This window comes from Dehalobacter sp. MCB1 (genome assembly GCF_003590275.1).
GTDB lineage: Bacteria > Bacillota > Desulfitobacteriia > Desulfitobacteriales > Syntrophobotulaceae > Dehalobacter.
Genome location: NZ_LXPC01000004.1, coordinates 1 through 19271, shown reverse-complemented (window position 1 = coordinate 19271; position 19271 = coordinate 1). Strand labels below are relative to the sequence as shown.

Genomic DNA, 19271 nt, shown 5'->3' with positions numbered 1-19271 from the left:
CAAAGCATAGGACACCTTTGTTGAAAACGGAATTCTAGGTAGGTCTGCAGGTCATGTTGTGCTATAATTGCTTTTGGGAAAAACAAAGTGGACAACAAAGAAAAAAACGAAAGGAGGGAAAGCAATGTCCGGCGACAAAATAAGACTGACGCAGTACTCAAGCAAATCTGGCTGAGGGTGCAAGATTGGTCCTGGCGACCTGGCACAAGTTTTGTGTCACTTTCCAAAACAAACATCCAACCCGGATCTTCTGGTCGGCTTTGATACGTCAGATGATGCGAGTGTCTACCGTCTTAATGACGATCAGGCAATTGTTCAGACAGTTGACTTTTTTACTCCGATCGTTGATGATCCATATTCTTTCGGGCAAATTGCCGCGGCCAACGCCCTCAGTGATGTCTATGCCATGGGTGCGCGTCCGCTGACTGCACTTAATCTTGTTTCTTTTCCGATTGATAAGCTTGACAAAAGCATATTGATGGAGATACTAAGAGGGGGAAAAGACAAAGTTGAAGAAGCCGGAGCCTTAATCATCGGTGGACATTCGATCGATGACCCTGAACCAAAGTATGGTCTATCCGTAACAGGCATTGTTCATCCTGACCGAGTGCTGACTAATTCCAGCGCTAGGGAAAACGATTTGCTCGTTCTGACAAAACCATTGGGACTTGGGATTATCACGACTGGGATAAAAAACGGGATTGTCCGAGCAATTGACGAGAAAGCAGCTATTGAGGTCATGGCACGGCTGAATAAAGAAACGTCGGAGATTGCAGTTCGGATCGGAGTAAATGCCTGTACGGATATTTCCGGCTTTGGTCTATTAGGCCATCTTCACGAAATGATGAAAGCCAGTGGTATGCAGGCTGAGATCTTTGCTGGGAATGTTCCGGTTTTGGGCTGTGCCTGGGACTGTCTAGAAAAAGGAACAATCCCCGGAGGAACGTTATCCAACCTGATTTATCTTGAGGATTATCTGGAAGTGGACTGCAGTCTGGACTGGAAACTGATTCTCGGTGATGCTCAGACTTCGGGTGGCCTGCTTCTGGCAGTGCCTAAAGAAAAAATTGAAATGCTAATTACGGAATGTCATAACAGGAATGTGCATCCTGTCGAAATCATTGGCAGCGTATCGAAGGGAGAACCCGGAAAAGTATTAATCGGCGGGGGAACCATGCCTTTGGCAAGACTACGATAAATGGAGTGGGACAGACTTGAGGAAGAAAATAAATAAAACAAGGAAAGCCTTTACGATCATTGCAGTTTTGCTCGCAGGAATTATTGCAGGTTCGGCTGCCTTTGGCTACTTGTTCTTAAATCAAGGAAGTACAGGTACAGGGGACAGTACAGAAAACTCAAGTACGGACTCTCTTAACAAACGGATAAGCTTCCTGTTAATCGGTGCAGACAAAAGGCCCGGACAGACTTCGTATAATACGGATACGATTATTGTTGCTAGTGTGGATCCTGATACGAAATTGATTTCTCTTTTGTCCATTCCCAGGGATACCAGGGTTAGCCTTCCCGGATCAAATTCTTACGTTAAAATTAATTCGGTCGTGATGTATCGACGAATTACTGAGCTGATGGATGAGGTTACCGAACTGACGGGCATACCGCTTGACGGTTATGTCGTAACCAATTTTGATGGTTTTAAAAGTATTATCGACACAGTGGGTGGAATCGAACTTGATGTTGAAATGGATATGTACAAAGAGACTGGAGACGAAGTTGACGGCGTGATTGACCTGAAAGCTGGAGAGCAGCATCTGAATGGGACTCAGGCGCTCCAGTATGCCAGATTCAGGGGAGACAGCTCCGCAGACATCGGCAGAACTGCGCGTCAGCAGAAGGTTTTGAAAGCAGTGGCCAAAGCAGTCTTGCAACCCTCAACCATTATTAAACTGCCCAAGCTTATTCCTCAAATCAATGAGGTTGTTGAAACGGATCTGAAACTCGCAGATATTCTAAGACTATCTAAGGCAGCCGCAGCTTTCGACAGCTCAAACATGGTGAATCAAACACTGCCTGGCTATGGGCTTTATCTTGACTATATCAGTTACTGGGAAGTCAATCCGGACCATGCCAAACAAGTGGCTAAAAATCTTCTGCTCGGGATTACCACGGATATGACCATCGACGGGACAGTCATTGACTTGCTGAGCCCAGAACTCCAGGCACATGTCACGGTTCCCGGAAGTACTTCCGATCCAAATGGTACAGCATCTCCAGGCCACGATGACTCGGGTAGTGCGAGCGGGAGCGGTGAAGGATCATCCGGAACAGAACTGAATGACGGAAGTAAAGGAATGGATGGCGGAACCGGCACAGATATTAGTCAGGATACGGATAGCCCAGACCAGGGCAATAGCCTGGGTCGGGATGAAAACAATTTGAACAATCACAATTCTTCAGATAACAAGACGAAGGAATAAAGCTATTAATTATTCCTGAATAATTCTCCTGTAGACAAATATCGAAATAGTCAGTAAAATGAGAGAGAACAGTCATAAAATACTGTAATTATGCTATTACAGTATTCTTTTTTTAAATAAAATGTGATTTTGCAGATAATTTTTGGGCTTATTTTCATTATTATTTTGATGATTTATGATGCATATGCGATTTTTTAGGACTAAAGTCCTATGTGCTTTGTTTTTTTAAATGAGATTATTTTCCCAGGTTGTTTAAGGAGAGTGCGGACCATGAAAGAAATGATTGCAACAGGCAAAACGTTAGAAGAGATCAGAGAGAAATGGTCTCAGGAATGGGGCTGTGATCCTAAAGAGCTGCAGATAGAAACCATAGAGAAACCGGGAGTCTTCAACCGGCTCTATAAGGTAAACGTAATTTTGTCGGAACCGGTCAAACAAGATATTCTTCAGGAAGACGCACGAGAGGAAGATACGCGGGTCGTCTGGGATGAAGTCAGATATACGATTTATCCCGGATCACAGGTTCAAAGCATCATTCCTTATCCGCAAGCCGGAAAATTATTTATGCTGGGCAACGAAATTGCATACGAAATGCCTGTTAATAAAGGTGATACCTTTGAATTCTATCCTTTGGTCCAGCAAGGTGAACTATCTTGGCAAATCGCAGTCGAGCCGGACGGCAGCAAAGCTGTCGCGAGAGTCAGACATGCCCGTGCGGGTAAATTTGTCCTGACCAATTCTCTTCCAAATTATTCGCAGCTTGTATTGGAACAACATGTCTCCTGGGATGCTTTTCCTGAACCTGATGAGCTGCCAACGGAAGCAGACCTGTTGAAACAAATTGAAGAAAGTGGAATTGTTCATGGAATAAAAAGCAATCTTTGGGCGAATTTTATGGACGTCGATGGAGAAAGTGAAATTGTCATCGCTGAAGCGACTCTGCCGATTCCAACTGTTCAGCCTCAGTTAATCGACTATGTTGGCGAACCAGTATTTCAGAATGAAGAAAGTAATGAAGACAAAATTGATTATTTCGCCTGTAAAATTGTCCTTTGTCAGAAGGATGATACTCTTGCCAGGAAAATCCCGGGAAAAGAAGGGATCCCCGGTACAAACATTTTCGGAAAAGCTACTCAGGTTGATAAAATCAAGGACTTCATAATTACGCTGAAGAAGAATGTCTATCTGACTGAGAATATGGAAGTTAAAGCGTCTTGTTCCGGTACACCGGTAAGGGTCAATAAAAATACATACTTGGTTGAAAACGCGTTTATTTTGAATAAAGATGTTGATCTGAGTACCGGAAGCATCGACTTCCCAGGCGATGTCTTTATCGGGGGTAATGTTGCGGACGGACTGTATGTTCATTCCTCTGGAACAATCAAAGTACAGGGTTCTGTCTCTGGCGCTGATATTAAAGCAGAAACGGGACTGGTCGTAAGAAATAATATTATAGCCAGTAAGATACTTGTGGGAGAGAAACATGTCTCCATTTCTGAGTTTATCAAGACCATGCATGAAGTCAGTGAAGAGCTTACGCTCTGTGTTCATCAGATTGAGCAGCTACAGGGAGCATCCACTAATACGAGTGTTGGCCAACTTTTTAAGGTCATCCTCGAGAAAAATTTTCAGCAATTGCCCAAAAAAGTTGAAGAGCTGGAGAGACTGCTTAACAGTCAGGAACCCGGGTTTGTGTCCCAGGAGCTTGATCTGGCGATACGTTCAATGAAACATTTTATGATCGGATTGGGACCCCTTCAGCTTAAAGATACGCTTTACCTTAAAAATGCTCTGAAGATTATAGGCTTCTTCATGGCCACCAAGGGACTGGCAGCCTCAGTAAGTGTTCTCTGCGATGTTAGTTATGTCCAAAATTCTGAAATCGGTTGCGCCGGCGATTTTTTCTGCCACAAAGGCGTGTATAATTCCATTTTGAAAATTGAAGGCGGAATTAAAATCCATGGTGTCTGCCGTGGCGGTGAGATCAGTTGCTCAGGCGATCTTTACATTTGGGAACTTGGCGGCTCGAATATCAGTGCCACGACAATTAAGGCATCCAAAAACAGCCATATCAATATCGAGTTCTGCCATGCCAATATTAAAATTTTCATCGGCAAAGAGCTGATCAAGATTGATGAACCAGCTCAAAAAATTGATATTTTCAGGGACAAAGGGAACCTTCAGGTTGGAAAGTTGAGATGGGACGGCAGTACGCGCTAACGAGACTTCACTAGTAACCGGCTGATATAGGGAAGCAGAGGAAGAACTATAAGTGAAGATAGGATGTTAAAAATTGTATGACCGTTGGCAATCTGGCGGCTTAGACCTCCTCCAAGAAACCTGATCACCTCAGTCAGCGGATCTAGAAGCGGGTAAAATAGCAGAACACCAAAAACGTTGACGAACACATGAAATAACGCAACCCATTGGGCGGATCTTGAGGTAAAAGTTGAGACAATCAAAGCGGTGAAGCAGGTCCCGATATTGGCTCCAAAAATAAAAGCAAGAGAGGTTGGTAGATCAAGCCAGCCTCTTTCTGTTAAAACCATCACAAGGCCTGCTGCTGCACTTGAAGAATGCAGGGCTGCCGAGAGAACGGTACCTGCTGCAATACTTTCAAGATAGCTGCTGTTCAGATGAAGCAGCCGCTCCTGAAAATACGAGGTCGAGGCAAGCGGGATCATCGCGGATTCCAAAACGGAAAGTGAAAAAAACATCAAGCCTAAGCCGGCCAACGCATAGTAAAAGAATCTTATTTTGCCTTTCAGCAGCCAGAACCCTAGAAATCCGGGAGGGACCAGCCAAATGGCGAAATCCTTGAACGGCAAAGACAAAAGCTGGGGAGTTACCGTACTGCCAATATTGCTTCCGAGGATCAGTCCGAGGGTATTTTGAAAGCTTAACAAACCGGCGTCAACAAAGGAAATTGCCATTACGGTCAGTGCGGTGCTCGATTGCAGGATACTCGTTGCCAGAATGCCGCTGATGAATCCCCTCGCGGTGGTTTCAGTGAATCTCTTCAGAACAAGCTGAAAATAAGACCCCGTGAATTTTTCCAGGCCATCTCTAAGAATTTTTATTCCTGTCAATAATAGCATCAGGCCTAAAAAAGTAAAACAGACGGGGACAAGCATCAACAACTCCTCGTAGATTCACAGAATAAAACCACTCCGTTTATTTTATTTTGCTGGATGGAACATCATGCAAGTAAAAATCAATATATTAGTTTCCATAAAAAAACTTGCGACCATCTGCCGCAAGTTAAGAAAAGAGAGGAGTGGGAATAAAATTGGAAAACGTGAGACTAATACCATTGTGTCCCGCTTTCTAAGAAACTATGCAAAAGTTTTTTGCAGGAATTTGGCACTTTTTATGGAAAATAGGTTGCATACAGATGTTTCATATTCCGCCGGATAATCTTTAGCTAGAATGAATCATTAGATCATAAGGTTTAAAAAAATATTAAAGGTTACGAGGTAGGTTATGCTTGATTTACATGTTCATTTGCTCGGGCATCTTGACCGGGAAGCAACAAGGGGAAATATCCGTCTTTTTCTTGACGAGGCTAAAAAAAAGAACTTAATTCAGATCGGTTTTGCCGATCATGATATGTACTGGAATGACCTAAACCTGAATCTGATTAGGGAAGTCGCCGAAGAGTATCCTGAATTGCAGGTGAGAATAGGTCTTGAGGTCGACTATCGGGAAGAAAATGAAGAACTAATCCGTAAACGGATCAGTTCATATCCTTTTGACTATACGATCGGTTCTGTCCATGAAATTAACGGATGGTTCTTCGATTATCCCGAGGAAGAAGAAGAACATCTCAGGCGGAACCCTGACAGCTTGTATCTGGAGTACTTCGCGCTGGTGGAAAAAGCAGCTGCCAGCGGAATGTTTCAGATTATTGGGCATTTTGATTTGATCAAACTGTTCAAAATGAGACCGCAGACAGACGTAAGAATCCTCGCAGCTAGGGCGTTGGAAACCATCAGGAAGCAAGGACTGGCCATCGAAGTTAATACCAACGGACGGTATAAGCCTGTGCAGGAATTTTATCCGGAGTCGAAACTTCTTGAACTAATTCACCAGATGGGCATCCCAATCACCCTAGGCTCAGATGCACATGAACCAAGTATGGTAGGACGTGATCTTGAAGAGGTTGTCCAGCAGTTAAAACTATTTGGCGTAAAAGAATTAACCGGGTTTGCTGGGCAAAAACCTCATGCTTTAAATGTTTAAAAAGAGGTTGATTGGAGAATAATAGAACTAAACAATAGTGACGTTAATGTTAATTGCTTTCTTTGTTCACAATAACACAAACGGGAGATGGAAATTCAATGATTGAAAGATGCCGTTCCTGCGGACACGAACATGATGATATTTCCAGGGTCATATTTCGCCGCAACCACGTCAGCAACCGGATGCTTCCATATTGTTCTTATTGCCTGAGGAGATTATACAAGGTGCCATACAGGCCTTAATACCTTAAATATTTGAAGGTTTGCATGGCAATCATTTTCTTTCCGAAAAATAGCTTAGCCCAAAAATACACTTGTTTTTTTGTCCGCACTTTGATATAGTTGCTGGTGAGATAGGAAAAGGGGGGTTGGGACTATGGCATACGTTATTACTGACGACTGCACAACATGCGGATCCTGTGTCGACGAATGTGCAGTAGGAGCTATTAGCGAAGGCGACGGCAAATATGTCATCGATGCTGATACCTGCGCAGAATGTGGCGCTTGTGTAGACGCTTGTCCTTCAGGTGCAATTATTGAAGGATAATTAAATACGGCAATAAAGAAAGAGTATCTGAAGGATGCTCTTTCTTTTTATTGACGGCATTTGTCCGGTGGGTATATAATACAAATAATTATAATAATTCTAAAAATAGATCAAATAATATATAAACTTAAAGTTTTCCAACAATTGACGAAAGGAATTGAGAGTCGTGAATGCTGTCGAAATTCTAAAGGGATTAAAGGATAAGGGAATACGCTTTACTCCCCAAAGGCAGGCAATTTTGGAATTTTTATTGGTTACTGATTCCCATCCCACTGCGGAAGAGATCTACAAACAGGTGAAGACGAAATTCCCCGGTGTGAGTCTGGGCACAATTTACAACACGCTGAATATGCTCAAGGAACACGGGTTTCTTCTGGAACTTCCCTGTGGGGATATGTCCAGCCGTTTTGATGGTAATCCGGTAAACCATTATCATGTGATGTGTTCGCGCTGTGGCAGGGTTGTTGATTTTCATAGTTCATTGATTGATATGGATGCAATGGTCACTGCTAAAACAGGCTTTGATGTACATACCCATAACCTGGTATTTTATGGGGTATGTCCAGGTTGTCAAGACAGCAAAGAATAAGGCTCTTAGTTAAATGTTGGGGTGAACTTCTAAACAAGAGAATGCTAAATATGATGCTGATAATAGTTTCAGACTGTTATCAGCATTTTGATGTTCATGGATGGACAAATGCCGCGGACATAATAACTTTCTAATAAATCTTAGTGCAAATAATGCTGCCAAAGCTTGGCAGCCAAGTTTTCTAAATTTTTGCAGGTTTTTTAAGGGCTTTGCTCGAAATAAATATGGAAATGCAAGATTCTGCGAGGTTTTATGTTTAAGAGATTTACCATCATACTCGTTTCGATGTTTATTTTAGCTGCTCTTGCAGTATCCATATGCTGGGGAAACATTCAGGGTGTTGAACTATATAGTGATAATCCGGTCACTAAGCCATACAGGATTGCGCAGGATTTGGGCGGAAAATGGAATAGCTATTCAAGCTTAAGGCAGGCTTTGATCTATGAAAATGAGGCAACGGATAACGGGATTGATGTCTTGGACCTCAATCAGGCCAAGGATTTGATTATACCTTCGAGTCAGGGGTTCGATGTTGCCGCTAAAAAGTTTTCTGTTACCGGCAAATGGAGTTACAAGACGGCTCAGCTGGTTCTAGAAGGGGTAAACGGAAAAGTCAGCGTATTCTTAAATGGCATTGATGATGTGAATTTGATCGGTGAAGTTGAAGGAAACGGCGGCGTATATATCTTAAACTTTCCTGCCTCTAGATTTGATTTTAGCAAGGAAAACACGCTATACCTGAAGACTGAGAAGAACAGCGTTCAGCAGAACAGAATTTTTGGCTGGTTATGGCCGGAACAAGGAAAAATTACTGGTCAGGTACGCCTGGAGGCAGTATCGGAAACGACCATTGATTTATCGAGTATAGCTGTTTCGTATGATTCAGTGAAAAAGCAAGTGAAGGCACGTGTGAAGATCAAGCATCACGATATGCTAGAGCAAGGACCCTGGGTCTTAAACGGAGCTTTAATTGTTAATCAGCAGAAGCTCGCTGAATGTGTGCTTCCGCTAAGTACCAATAGTAGATTTGAGCAAGACGCGGAGCTGGTTTTTCAGATACCGACAGCACATTTCTGGAGTCTGGAAGATCCTTTTCTTTATGAACTTAATTTGAATATTACCAATAGCCGCGGAGGCTATGACAGTCTTCAGATCCCGGTCGGGATCCGTCAGTTGGGCACAACAAACGGAAAATGGACAATAAACGGTACGGCATTGAATGTCCGAGGTCAAATCATTTCCCAGGAACAGGATTACACAATTCGAAATCAGCGTCAGACGGAGACCTTTCTGAAAAACCTTAAGTCCGGCGGCTATCATGTCATCTACTTTATGGGCTTCTTTCCGGATGAGAGCTGGCTGTATGCTGCGGACAAGTTTGGCGTGGGCGTATGGCTGGAGATGCCTGTCGGTATCATGGCATCGTCTAAAATTCCGGATCCGGCTATTTTTGAAGATCTTGCTGCCATTGCGGCAAAGCATCCGTCGGTATTAGCCTGGACAGTTGCCAAAGGCATTGATAATTCGGCAGCTTCCTCAGAATACCTTCAGAAGACAGGGGATATGATTTTCGGCTTTTCACAGTATCAACTTTCACTTCCGAAAGATCCGGTCGATTCAAGCGTAACAGAGAATATTTTGATCCTGCCTGAAGGATTACAAGGCGAATGGGGAAATCTGACTTATTATTCCGATGAGTCAACCGGGGTGGTACAACCATCAGATTCCAAATGGAAAACGGAGAAAGTGGCCGTAATTTTATGGCTGATCTGTCTCGTGTTTTTGAGTGCCCAAAATTTTTTCTCGATTAAATTAAAATACCAGGAGCTGTTTAACGATTTACCCAAAAGGGCCGTGCGCAGAGCTTTTTTTTGGTGTTGTCTGTCACTTGTGGCCCGCATGGGAACGTTCGGAGCGATTATTACTTCTCTGCTTTTTAATTTGTCGGTCGATACCATACCGCCCTGGATTTCTTATGACTTCAGCTGGCTTAAGGAAGTACAGGATCTTCCGTTTTCACTTGTCTGCATTCTTATCTCCTTCTTTTTGATTGTCTTAAGACTACTGCAGGTTGGGGTTGCAGCTTCAGCCTTCCCTCAAAATCCAGGGACGTTAGGGCTGACGTGCTGGATGGAAAGAAAATACGGCTGGATTGTTCTTGTTGGTGTTGCTTTTGTGTTGACGATATACGGCATGCCTTACTATTTTCCGATTGCGACATATATCCTTCTGTCTGTTATATTCCTGCCTGCCAGGATCAGGGGTTCCTGGAAAGCCGGTGGGAAACACTCACGCCTGCTGATCGTTCCAGCTACAGTCTTTTTTGGCATTCTGATCACGTGTTTATGGCATTACCAGGATTTTTCCTATCTGATTCAAATGGTCTTGCCTAACATCGACTTTTCTTTTCAATTATTTTAATATCTATTTCTAAATTCTAATCGTGGATGAATTTGTTTGCTTCTTATAATGAAATATTTTATAATAGCATTGAACTAACTTGTACAGGAGGAAATCAAATGATCACGAAAGATATGGTTATCGGCCAGGTTCTTAGACAATACCCGCAAACTGCAGAAATTTTTGTGGCACTTGGTATGCACTGCCTGGGATGCCCATCCGCAACAAGGGAGAGTGTTGAAGGCGCTGCGATCACGCATGGCAAAAACCCTGATGATCTGGTGGCAGAACTTAACAAAGCTGTCGGACAGTAAGGACTCCAAGTACCCCGATCATTCTCACAATAACAAGGCCCTGCGGTATATTCCGCAGGGCTTTTTTAGTGTATCATAAAGTGTAAGCATTTTTGTAGAAATAAGAGCAGGTGAGGTTGCCGCTAAAGGTTTGGCATCGATTAGGTTTTCCTTATCTGGTATTAACTTCAGGAGTTGGAGTGAAGGAGTGGAAGGATGTACGGTCTTGTTTTGGAAGGCGGAGGTGCAAAAGGCGCCTATCAGATCGGAGCCTGCAAGGCGATGCGGGAATTGGGCATAAGCTACGGGGCAGTGGCCGGTACGTCCATTGGGGCGCTGAATGGGGCGATGATTGTTCAGGACGAACTGGATAAAGCGTATGAGCTGTGGTATGAGATGTCTCCCTCAAAGGTATTTGATATCGAAGAAGTACGGCTGGAAGAACTTAAAAAGTTGGACATATCTCATGACGGACTGCTTTACTACATGAAAAAGGCCAAGGAGATTGCCTCCAGCAAAGGCCTGGATATCACATTCATCAGAAAACTGCTTCAGGAAATCGTGGATGAAGACAAGCTTAGAGAATCCAAAATGTTGTTCGGATTTACGACGGTTTCCCTGTCGGATATGAAACCCATGGAATTTTTTCTCGAGGATATCCCCAAGGGCAAAGTTGTAGAGTATTTACTGGCAAGCTCAAACCTTCCTGCTTTTCAGCAAGAAAAAATCGACGGAAAACACTATCTTGACGGCGGTTTCTATGACAATTTGCCTTTAAACATGCTGGTGGGCAAAGGTTTCAAAGAAATCATTGCTATCAGGACCAATGCGCTGGGACGTCGCAGAAAGCTTGCAGACAGGGAGGTTCATGTTCAATATATTTCTCCCGCCGAGACACTTGGCAGTATCCTGGATTTCAGCAATGAACAGGCCAGATACCATCTTAAACTTGGTTATTACGATGTTATAAGGCAGTTCAGGCATCTGAAAGGCCAAAAATATTATATTGAACCAACAGGGGATGAGGACTTTTTTATCCGTATGATGCTGTCTCTCGGTGAGAAAAAAATTTTGGCGTTGGGAGAAAAGCTGGGCTTTAAAGGCATTCCTTACAGGAGGATGCTTTATGAATATATTATACCGAAGATTGCTGTTTTGCTCGATTTGAAAAAAGAAACAAGTTATGAGGAAATGGTAATTGCTCTTTTGGAATTTATTGCCCTGGAACAGGATATCTATAGGTTTCGAGTCTATTCGTTTCAGGATTTTCTGGAATTGATCAGTATGAATTTACGGGAAGTGAAAACAAAAAGCAGCGGGGAAGCCTTCGCCCTGCCTGCTTTCGTGAAGCAAAGCGGCGTTCTGCCCAAGATGGTGAAAAATTTGATTCTGCGGGAACTGATTCGTGAACTTTTCCAAGAACAGAATTTTGCTGCTGCGATCCTGCCAAATAAAAATTTGCAGGACATTACCTAACCATTATGTTTGGATCTTTTTGTTAGCAGATTAAGGAAAACATGAAAGATAGGGACTAAATTCCTATTTTTTTTGTTTTCTTTTTTTTGTAGCAGGAATTCTTAAAAAAATAGAGAATATGTGGGGTATAGTGGGTTAAAGTGGTAAGTTAGTGGTGCCTGGTGGGGTGAAGATTATGTTCATGGGGGAATTTCTCCATACGATAGACAATAAAGGCCGTCTGATCATACCGGCAAAGTTCAGAGATCTTCTTGGCAATAAGTCGTTTATTACCAAGGGGATGGAGGACTGTCTTTTTCTTTACCCTGAAAATGGATGGCTTGATTTTGTGGAGAAGCTGAAACAGCTTCCGGTATCGCAAACCAGAGCCCGTGAATTTACCCGTTTGTTCTTTTCAAGCGCTGCCGAGTGCGAATTTGATAAACAGGGGAGGATCTTGGTACCTGCAAATTTACGGGAGCGTGCTTTTTTGGAAAAAGATGTCGTTGTTGTCGGTGTCATGGATAGAATCGAGGTCTGGGATTCCTTGAAATGGAGAGAATACAGCACCAACGCAGCCCAAAATTATGAAGATGATGCTGAGTCCCTTGCTGCAATGGGTTTAATGATATAGCAGAATATGCCATCGTACATAGGCTGAACAAAAAGTGGGTACGCTTGCGATAAAGCAAAGAAAGGAATGGCCCTAAGTGGTTTTTGAACACCAAAGCGTCCTGCTGCAAGAAACAATTGAATTGTTGTTTACAGACCCTAATGGGTTATATGTAGACTGTACGCTGGGGGGAGCCGGACACTCAGCACTGTTGCTCCGGCGGTTGAGTGCTTCGGGCAGGCTGGTATGTTTTGATCAGGATGAAACTGCTGTTACCAATGCCCGTATGAAGTTCGCCGATGACCCAAGAGTCACTGTTTTTCAAAAAAACTTTGTGGAACTTGAGGATACGATTCGAGCGAATAGCTTATTGCCGGCAGCGGGGATCATGTACGATTTAGGGGTTTCGTCGCCCCAGTTGGATGAAGCAGAAAGAGGCTTCAGCTATATGCAGGATGCAGCGCTCGACATGCGCATGGACCGCAGAAAACTGCTTACTGCCGAAGAAATCGTCAACAGCTGGAGTGTGGAAGACCTGACCGGAATTATCCGGGATTACGGAGAAGAAAAATGGGCGCTGAGAATTGCGAAGTTTATTGGCGAAGCCCGGACTCACGATAGAATCAGAACAACAGGGCAGCTTGTTGAAATCATAAAGAATGCAGTCCCTGCTGCGGCCCGCAGAGAAGGACCTCATCCTGCCAAGCGCACTTTCCAGGCTTTAAGGATTGCTGTAAATAAAGAACTTGAGGTATTGGAAGAAACATTGGATCAGGCTCTGCGCTGCCTGCAGGATGGCGGAAGAATAGCCGTCATTACCTTTCATTCTTTGGAAGACAGAATTGTCAAAAACAAATTTCAGTCCTGGATGGGCAAATGTACATGTCCTCCCGCTCTTCCGGTTTGCTGCTGCGGGGCAAAACCCCTTGTGAGGCTGGTCAATAAAAAACCGGTTGTTCCATCCAGGGAAGAGGAAAATGATAACCCCAGATCGCGGAGTGCTAAGCTTCGTACTGCTGAGAAACTTAAGGTCTAAATAGGAGGGGAGAAGAATACGATGTTAACAGCACAGAGAAAACTACAATTCAATGAATCCTTTGCCTATCAGGAATATGATCAAGTTCTTGATAAGAGCAAGCCAAAGGCCAAAAAAGCCACCCCGTCCAAAAAGACCTCTCAGATGCTGAAGTATCGGGCCATGGCACTCTTGGTCATATTGGGGATTATTGGGATGTTCGGTCTGATTGGGGCCAAAACAGTACATATCACCGTGGTCAAAGCTGCGGAAATCAAAGCCCTGCAAAAAGAAATTCAGACCCTGAACGTAGAAAATGATCTGTTGCAGGTTGAAGTCGACAAGCTCAGCTCCGTTTCCAGAATTGAAAAGGTTGCCCTGGCAATGGGCATGGAGAAACCGGAAGGAACGATCTATATTGCCAGCAGCCTGATCCAGCCTGAGAGTACAGCAGAGGTTGACGAAACTCAGAAGACTGCGGCGGTGCCGGTTGAAGGCAAAGCCAATTCTATATTTGAAAATGTATTCAGCATATTTTCTAGTTTTTTTGCTTCAACCCAAAGATAGCGTCGCCTGAGTTTAATCTACCTCTGTTCAAAAGGGGTAGATTTTCTATGGTGCAATACATCAAGACGCGTAAAAGAATTCTCTTATTATTTGGGCTATGCAGCCTTTTCCTGCTGATTCTGATTATCCGGCTCGCGTTTGTTCAGCTGCGGGACGGCCCTTTCTTAAAAGGCCTGGCGGATGCTGAGCATTACCGCGGTGTTCCGGTCGCAGCTAAAAGAGGCAATATTGAAGACTGCAACGGCAATATCTTGGCGATGAGTGTCAGTGCCCAAACGGTCTATGCGATTCCGGCCGAAGTCAGAAAATCCAAGCGGCAGGATGAAATAGCGGCCAGACTTGCTGCTATTCTGGACATGGACCAGGGACAGGTCCTGCAAAAAATTACGAAACGGACTTCCGTCGAGTATGTCAAAAAGAAAGTATCTGCAGAAGCTGCAGCAGAGATCACCGGGAAAAATTTCCCGGGTATCGGTATTATCGAAGACAGTACACGGTTTTATCCGAATGGCTCACTGGCGGCGCATATTTTAGGTTTTACCGGAATTGATAGTCAGGGGCTGGAAGGGATTGAATACTCCAGGGATGAAGAACTTACAGGAACATCCGGCAGCATCCTTACCGAATACGGGGCAAATGGCATAAAAATTCCCGGAGGCCAGCATGAATTTATCCAGCCGGTTCAGGGAAATACAGTCAAACTTACCATTGACAAAAACATTCAGGCCTTTGCCGAAAGAGAGCTGGCTAAACTGATGGCTGGCCAGGGTGTCAACATGGAAGGCAAAGTCCCAAAGAATGCCTCGATTCTTGTTATGGAGCCTTCAACAGGACGGATGCTGGCGATCGCTTCTGCACCCACTTATGATCCGAATAACTACCAAGCGTCCAATGCGTCAACCCGACGGAATATTGCAATTCAAAATGGCTATGAACCAGGGTCAACCTTTAAGATCATTACACTCGCAGCAGCGATTGAAGAGGGTGACTATAACCCGAAAGAAAGCTTTACAGATCCTGGTTATGCGACAATTTTAAATAAAAAAATCCGCTGTTGGAAAGCTGGCGGGCATAGAACTCAAACCATGGTGGAAGTTGTCGAGAACTCCTGCAACCCGGGATTTATTATGCTGGGGCAGCGCCTCGGGATGGATAAGTTTTATCAATATCTGACGGCGTTCGGTTTCGGGCAGAAGACAGGGATTGAAATGTCCGGAGAGGCGAAAGGTATCCTGGCCAAAAAGAAGAAAGCAACGGCCTTGGATCTGGCTACGATGTCCATTGGCCAAACCAATAATGTTACCCCTATTCAGCTCCTGACAGCAGTTTCGGCGGTCGCCAACGGAGGTACGCTGCTTGAGCCCCAGTTGGTTCAGGAAATTACAGTGCCGACAGGTGAGGTACTTGTCCCATTTGCGAAGAAGATGGTGCGGCGGGTCATCAGTGAGGATACGGCTAAGCTCGAGCGCGAAATCCTGGAGTCTGTCGTCACCAATGGCACGGGCAGAAGGACCTTTCTTCCCGGCTACCGAGTAGCCGGAAAAACCGGCACAGCCCAGAAAGTTGGCAGCGGCGGCTATATTCAGGGGGAATATGTTGCTTCTTTTATCGGGTTTGCGCCGGCAGATAATCCACGTCTGGCAATTCTGGTCATCATTGATGGTGTCCCGTTCTACGGCGGGGTCGTGGCAGCCCCGGTATTTTCGAGCGTTATGCTCGATTCCCTGAAGTATCTTGGCGTCCAGCCTGATCCGGATGCTCCGCTCACTCCGGGAGAACCGCTTTATGGTGTGGAATTTCCCGCTGTCAAAGAAGCCGCCACAGTACCTTCCGTTTTGGGGTATTCTCCAGCTGAGGCTCAAACCGCCCTTAAAAAACAGGGATTTAACGTGAAAATTGAAGGAAGCGGCGTAGTTGTAATTGACCAGATCCCGCATGGTGACGCAGAGGTGGAAAAGGGTTCGACAGTACTGCTTTATCTCGGAACGGAAACAGGTAAAGAAACCTTAGCTCCCTGGCTGGAAGTGAGTGACCCGGATGTGGAAGCGATTGAAAACCTGGGAGAGCGGATCCCGATCAGCCTGAATCCGGACCTGGCCGAATAAAGACGATAGGTCACAACCGGATGGAGTTAGAAAAAAAAGCATGATTGTGGTAAGATAGCTGAGAAGAGGTGTAGCTCGTGTCTAGTTCTGAAAAAACACTGGCGGAAATCATTGACACTATGAAACAGGTTGAAGTGCTTGGAGATACGCAGACGGTAATTAATGGGATCACCCATGACTCAAGGATGGTATCTCCGGGCAATCTATATGTATGCATTAGAGGTTATCAGGCGGACGGTCATGCATTTGCCGAGGCTGCGGTCCGGGCCGGCGCTACAGCGTTAGCCGTGGAGGAGTTCCTGCCGCTAGCCGTACCCCAGCTTAAATTTGCGGATACCCGGAAGGCCATGGGTTTTTTAGCTGGTGAGGTCTTCGGGAAACCATCCGACCGACTTGAACTTGTCGGTGTAACCGGGACGAACGGCAAAACCACAGTGACGCATCTGATTGAGCGGATTGTGCAGCAAAGTGGCAAGAAAACCGGTCTGATCGGCACGCTCGGCAGCAGAATCGGAAGTAACGCATATCCCGGCCAGCATACTACACCGGAATCCACGGAAATTCAACATTTACTGGCTGAAATGGTCACGGAAAATGTAGACATTGCAGTGATGGAAGTATCTTCGCATGCGCTCGATTTGGGAAGAGTCAACGGCTGTGTATTCAATGCCGGGATTTTTACCAATCTGACCCAGGATCATTTGGATTACCATAAGGATATGCAGGAATACCTCAAAGCGAAGGCGCTGCTTTTCTCCGGCTTGAACGGCGGAAAAGCCGGCCAGCTGGCTGTGCTCAATGCTGACGACGGCTCCTGCGCTTTTCTGAAAGAACAGGCAGGTTGCAGGGTAGTCACGTATGGTGTTGATCACGAGGCGGACTACCGAGCTATGAATATCAGGCTTTCAGACAGAGGTGTTGAATTTGACGTGCTTTTTCACGGGAAAAGCGCCGAACTTTTTTACAGTACCCCTGGTAAATTCAGTGTTTACAATGTCCTAGCCGCAATTGCCTGGGCACTGGAAAGCGGATATCCGACTGAGATTGTGGTGCAAGCGCTTCACAGTATCAAAGGGGTTCCGGGCAGATTTGAGAGCATTCGCAAAGGCCAACCTTTTCTGGTCATTGTCGATTATGCCCATACACCAGACGGCCTGGAAAATGTTTTGCGTACGGCCAGAGAAATCACTGGTGGAAAACTGATCACAGTATTCGGCTGCGGCGGTGACAGGGACCGAAAAAAAAGGCCGCTCATGGGAGAAGCCGCCAGCCGTTTTAGTGACTATATTGTCGTAACCTCAGATAATCCCCGGACTGAAGATCCTGATGAAATTATTAAAGATATTATTCCGGGGCTTAAATCAGCCAATTACAAGGTGATAAAAGACCGCCGCAGTGCGATCGCCGAAGCCTGTATGGCAGCCGGTTCCGGGGACACGGTACTTATCGCCGGCAAAGGGCATGAAGACTATCAGATTCTCGGTACGGAAAAAATACATTTTGATGACCGGGAAGAAGCAGATAAAGTTCTTAGGAGATTGGGTTATGTGGAATAGCGGTATGATTGCCGAAATTCTCGGCGGCAGACTTTACGGTTCGGAGTCGGCTTATTTTAAGGGATGCGTCATTGACAGCAGGGCAGCTTCCGAAGGAGTGCTGTTCACTGCGATCAGGGGAGAAAAAACCGACGGGCATCTATTCATCCACAAAGCCTTTGAAGCTGGAGCCTCGATTGTGCTGGCGGAAACCCACAGCCTGAAAGAATTTGGAATTCCGGTTATTCCCGCAGGCAAAGCAATCATTGCTGTGGAGGATTCTCTACGGGCTTTGCAGGATTTAGCCAGGGCGTGGAGAAAAACGCTCGATCCTGTGGTCATTGGGATTACCGGTAGCTGCGGCAAAACTACGACCAAGGATATGACGGCTGCCGTACTTGCTAAAAGCTTTAAGGTTCATAAAAATCTGGAAAACCATAATAACGAGATCGGGCTGCCGCTGACCATCCTGAATGCACCGGCAGGAACCGAGATCATGGTTCTGGAGATGGGAATGCGCGGACTCGGGCAGATTAGGGCCCTTTGCGATATTTGCAGCCCTTCGGTTGCTGTGATCACGAATATAGGGACAACACATTTGGAGTTGTTAGGATCACAGGAGAATATTGCGAAGGCCAAATGGGAACTGGTTGACGCTCTGTCGGAAGGAGGCATAGCCGTGCTAAATGCGGAGGATGCGTTCAGTGTCAGCAAGGCAGCCACTGCTGATGTGAAAAAAGTCTTCTACGGGATTTCCGGTAAATATGCGTCTCCAGATGTTTATGCTGTCAATATCCACAGCTCCGGGACGCTAACGACGTGTTTTGAAGTTGTATCCGGCGAGGACAGAGCTGAGGTTCGCCTCCCGCTGCCAGGAGAGCATAATGTGCTCGATGCACTGGCGGCTTTGAGTGTTGGGCTGGCTAAAGGGGTATCCCTGGCTGAAGGAGCCAAAGCACTCGAAGAACTGGAACTGTCCAAAATGAGGCTCGAGATTCAGCAGGGCGTTTTCGGGAGTACGATCATTAATGACGTGTATAATGCGAATCCTACCTCCATGAAAGCTTCACTGCACGTGCTGGCTGAAAGCGGAGGGGCAAAAACGATCGCAGTGCTTGGTGAAATGTATGAACTGGGGGATTCTGCCGTCCCCGGTCACAGGGATGTAGGTAAGACTGCTGCGAAGCTGGGAATCAACACGCTGATCACGGTCGGCAAAATGGCTGAAGATATTGCGCAAGGAGCCTCGGAGGCAGGTTTTCCCGCCTCCAGCATTCATGTTTGCAGCGAATGCGCTGAGGCCGCTTCGCTTGCGAAGTCACTTATTAAGGAGATGGGCAGTGACGTCTGGGTATTGGTTAAGGGATCTCGCGGCATGAGGATGGAACGCGTAAGCGGCGCTTTGAAGCGTGAAGAGTGAATTCTTCTCGGGTCTGTCTGCAGGCCACAATACCGCTTTTCGGCGAATTGCGCCAT

The 19271-nt window shown here is 45.4% G+C and carries 16 protein-coding genes; 15 read left to right on the top strand and 1 reads right to left on the bottom strand.

The window, feature by feature from the left end; translation table 11 throughout:
- Window positions 1-124 precede the first annotated feature (124 nt).
- From selD to A7K50_RS02215, 3 genes are all read left to right on the top strand, one after another.
- The gene (selD, locus tag A7K50_RS02225) at window positions 125-1198 is read left to right on the top strand and encodes a selenide, water dikinase SelD (protein ID WP_083916772.1); all 1074 of its coding nucleotides are present in this window, start codon (window positions 125-127) and stop codon (window positions 1196-1198) included.
- A 16-nt stretch (window positions 1199-1214) separates the two neighbouring features.
- Window positions 1215-2435 (top strand): LCP family protein, encoded by a 1221-nt coding sequence (locus tag A7K50_RS02220; RefSeq protein WP_243103608.1) that lies wholly within the window; start codon window positions 1215-1217, stop codon window positions 2433-2435.
- 270 nt (window positions 2436-2705) lie between these two features.
- Window positions 2706-4655 (top strand): FapA family protein, encoded by a 1950-nt coding sequence (locus tag A7K50_RS02215; RefSeq protein ID WP_020491905.1) that lies wholly within the window; start codon window positions 2706-2708, stop codon window positions 4653-4655.
- On the opposite strand, the gene A7K50_RS02210 is transcribed toward A7K50_RS02215, so the two are convergent.
- Window positions 4652-5569, bottom strand: coding sequence for a Na/Pi symporter (locus A7K50_RS02210; RefSeq protein WP_020491906.1), 918 nt, complete (start codon window positions 5567-5569; stop codon window positions 4652-4654). The two genes, A7K50_RS02215 and A7K50_RS02210, sit on opposite strands and share 4 nt — an antisense overlap.
- 349 nt (window positions 5570-5918) lie before the next feature.
- On the opposite strand from A7K50_RS02210, the gene A7K50_RS02200 reads away from it, so the two are divergent.
- The 12 genes from A7K50_RS02200 to murF all read left to right on the top strand — a co-directional run bounded on the left by A7K50_RS02200 (window position 5919) and on the right by murF (window position 19215).
- Window positions 5919-6677 (top strand): histidinol-phosphatase, encoded by a 759-nt coding sequence (locus A7K50_RS02200; protein WP_020491907.1) that lies wholly within the window; start codon window positions 5919-5921, stop codon window positions 6675-6677.
- A gap of 375 nt (window positions 6678-7052) precedes the next feature.
- Entirely contained in the window at window positions 7053-7223 is a 171-nt protein-coding gene (locus A7K50_RS02195; protein ID WP_015043555.1) for a 4Fe-4S binding protein, read from the top strand.
- Window positions 7224-7389: 166 nt separating this feature from the next.
- Window positions 7390-7812 carry a transcriptional repressor gene (locus A7K50_RS02190; RefSeq protein ID WP_020491908.1) on the top strand — a complete coding sequence of 141 codons (423 nt, stop codon included), beginning with the start codon at window positions 7390-7392 and terminating at the stop codon, window positions 7810-7812.
- A 252-nt stretch (window positions 7813-8064) separates the two neighbouring features.
- Window positions 8065-10233, top strand: coding sequence for a beta-galactosidase (locus tag A7K50_RS02185; protein WP_020491909.1), 2169 nt, complete (start codon window positions 8065-8067; stop codon window positions 10231-10233).
- 98 nt (window positions 10234-10331) lie between these two features.
- Window positions 10332-10526: a DUF1858 domain-containing protein gene (locus A7K50_RS02180; RefSeq protein ID WP_015043552.1), complete on the top strand. Its 195-nt coding sequence runs from the start codon at window positions 10332-10334 to the stop codon at window positions 10524-10526.
- Window positions 10527-10721: 195 nt separating this feature from the next.
- Complete coding sequence (locus A7K50_RS02175; protein WP_020491910.1) at window positions 10722-11981, top strand: patatin-like phospholipase family protein; 1260 nt, start codon at window positions 10722-10724, stop codon at window positions 11979-11981.
- Window positions 11982-12156: 175 nt separating this feature from the next.
- The gene (gene mraZ / locus A7K50_RS02170) at window positions 12157-12594 is read left to right on the top strand and encodes a division/cell wall cluster transcriptional repressor MraZ (protein WP_026156382.1); all 438 of its coding nucleotides are present in this window, start codon (window positions 12157-12159) and stop codon (window positions 12592-12594) included.
- 76 nt (window positions 12595-12670) lie between these two features.
- Complete coding sequence (rsmH, locus tag A7K50_RS02165; protein WP_020491912.1) at window positions 12671-13609, top strand: 16S rRNA (cytosine(1402)-N(4))-methyltransferase RsmH; 939 nt, start codon at window positions 12671-12673, stop codon at window positions 13607-13609.
- Between the two features lie 21 nt (window positions 13610-13630).
- Complete coding sequence (locus A7K50_RS02160; RefSeq protein ID WP_020491913.1) at window positions 13631-14155, top strand: septum formation initiator family protein; 525 nt, start codon at window positions 13631-13633, stop codon at window positions 14153-14155.
- Window positions 14156-14202: 47 nt separating this feature from the next.
- On the top strand, window positions 14203-16260 hold the full coding sequence (locus tag A7K50_RS02155; RefSeq protein WP_020491914.1) for a penicillin-binding transpeptidase domain-containing protein: 2058 nt from the start codon (window positions 14203-14205) through the stop codon (window positions 16258-16260).
- A gap of 77 nt (window positions 16261-16337) precedes the next feature.
- On the top strand, window positions 16338-17816 hold the full coding sequence (locus tag A7K50_RS02150; RefSeq protein WP_020491915.1) for a UDP-N-acetylmuramoyl-L-alanyl-D-glutamate--2,6-diaminopimelate ligase: 1479 nt from the start codon (window positions 16338-16340) through the stop codon (window positions 17814-17816).
- Window positions 17806-19215 (top strand): UDP-N-acetylmuramoyl-tripeptide--D-alanyl-D-alanine ligase, encoded by a 1410-nt coding sequence (gene murF / locus A7K50_RS02145; protein WP_020491916.1) that lies wholly within the window; start codon window positions 17806-17808, stop codon window positions 19213-19215. The genes A7K50_RS02150 and murF overlap by 11 nt, the downstream gene beginning before the upstream one ends.
- Window positions 19216-19271: the final 56 nt, after the last annotated feature.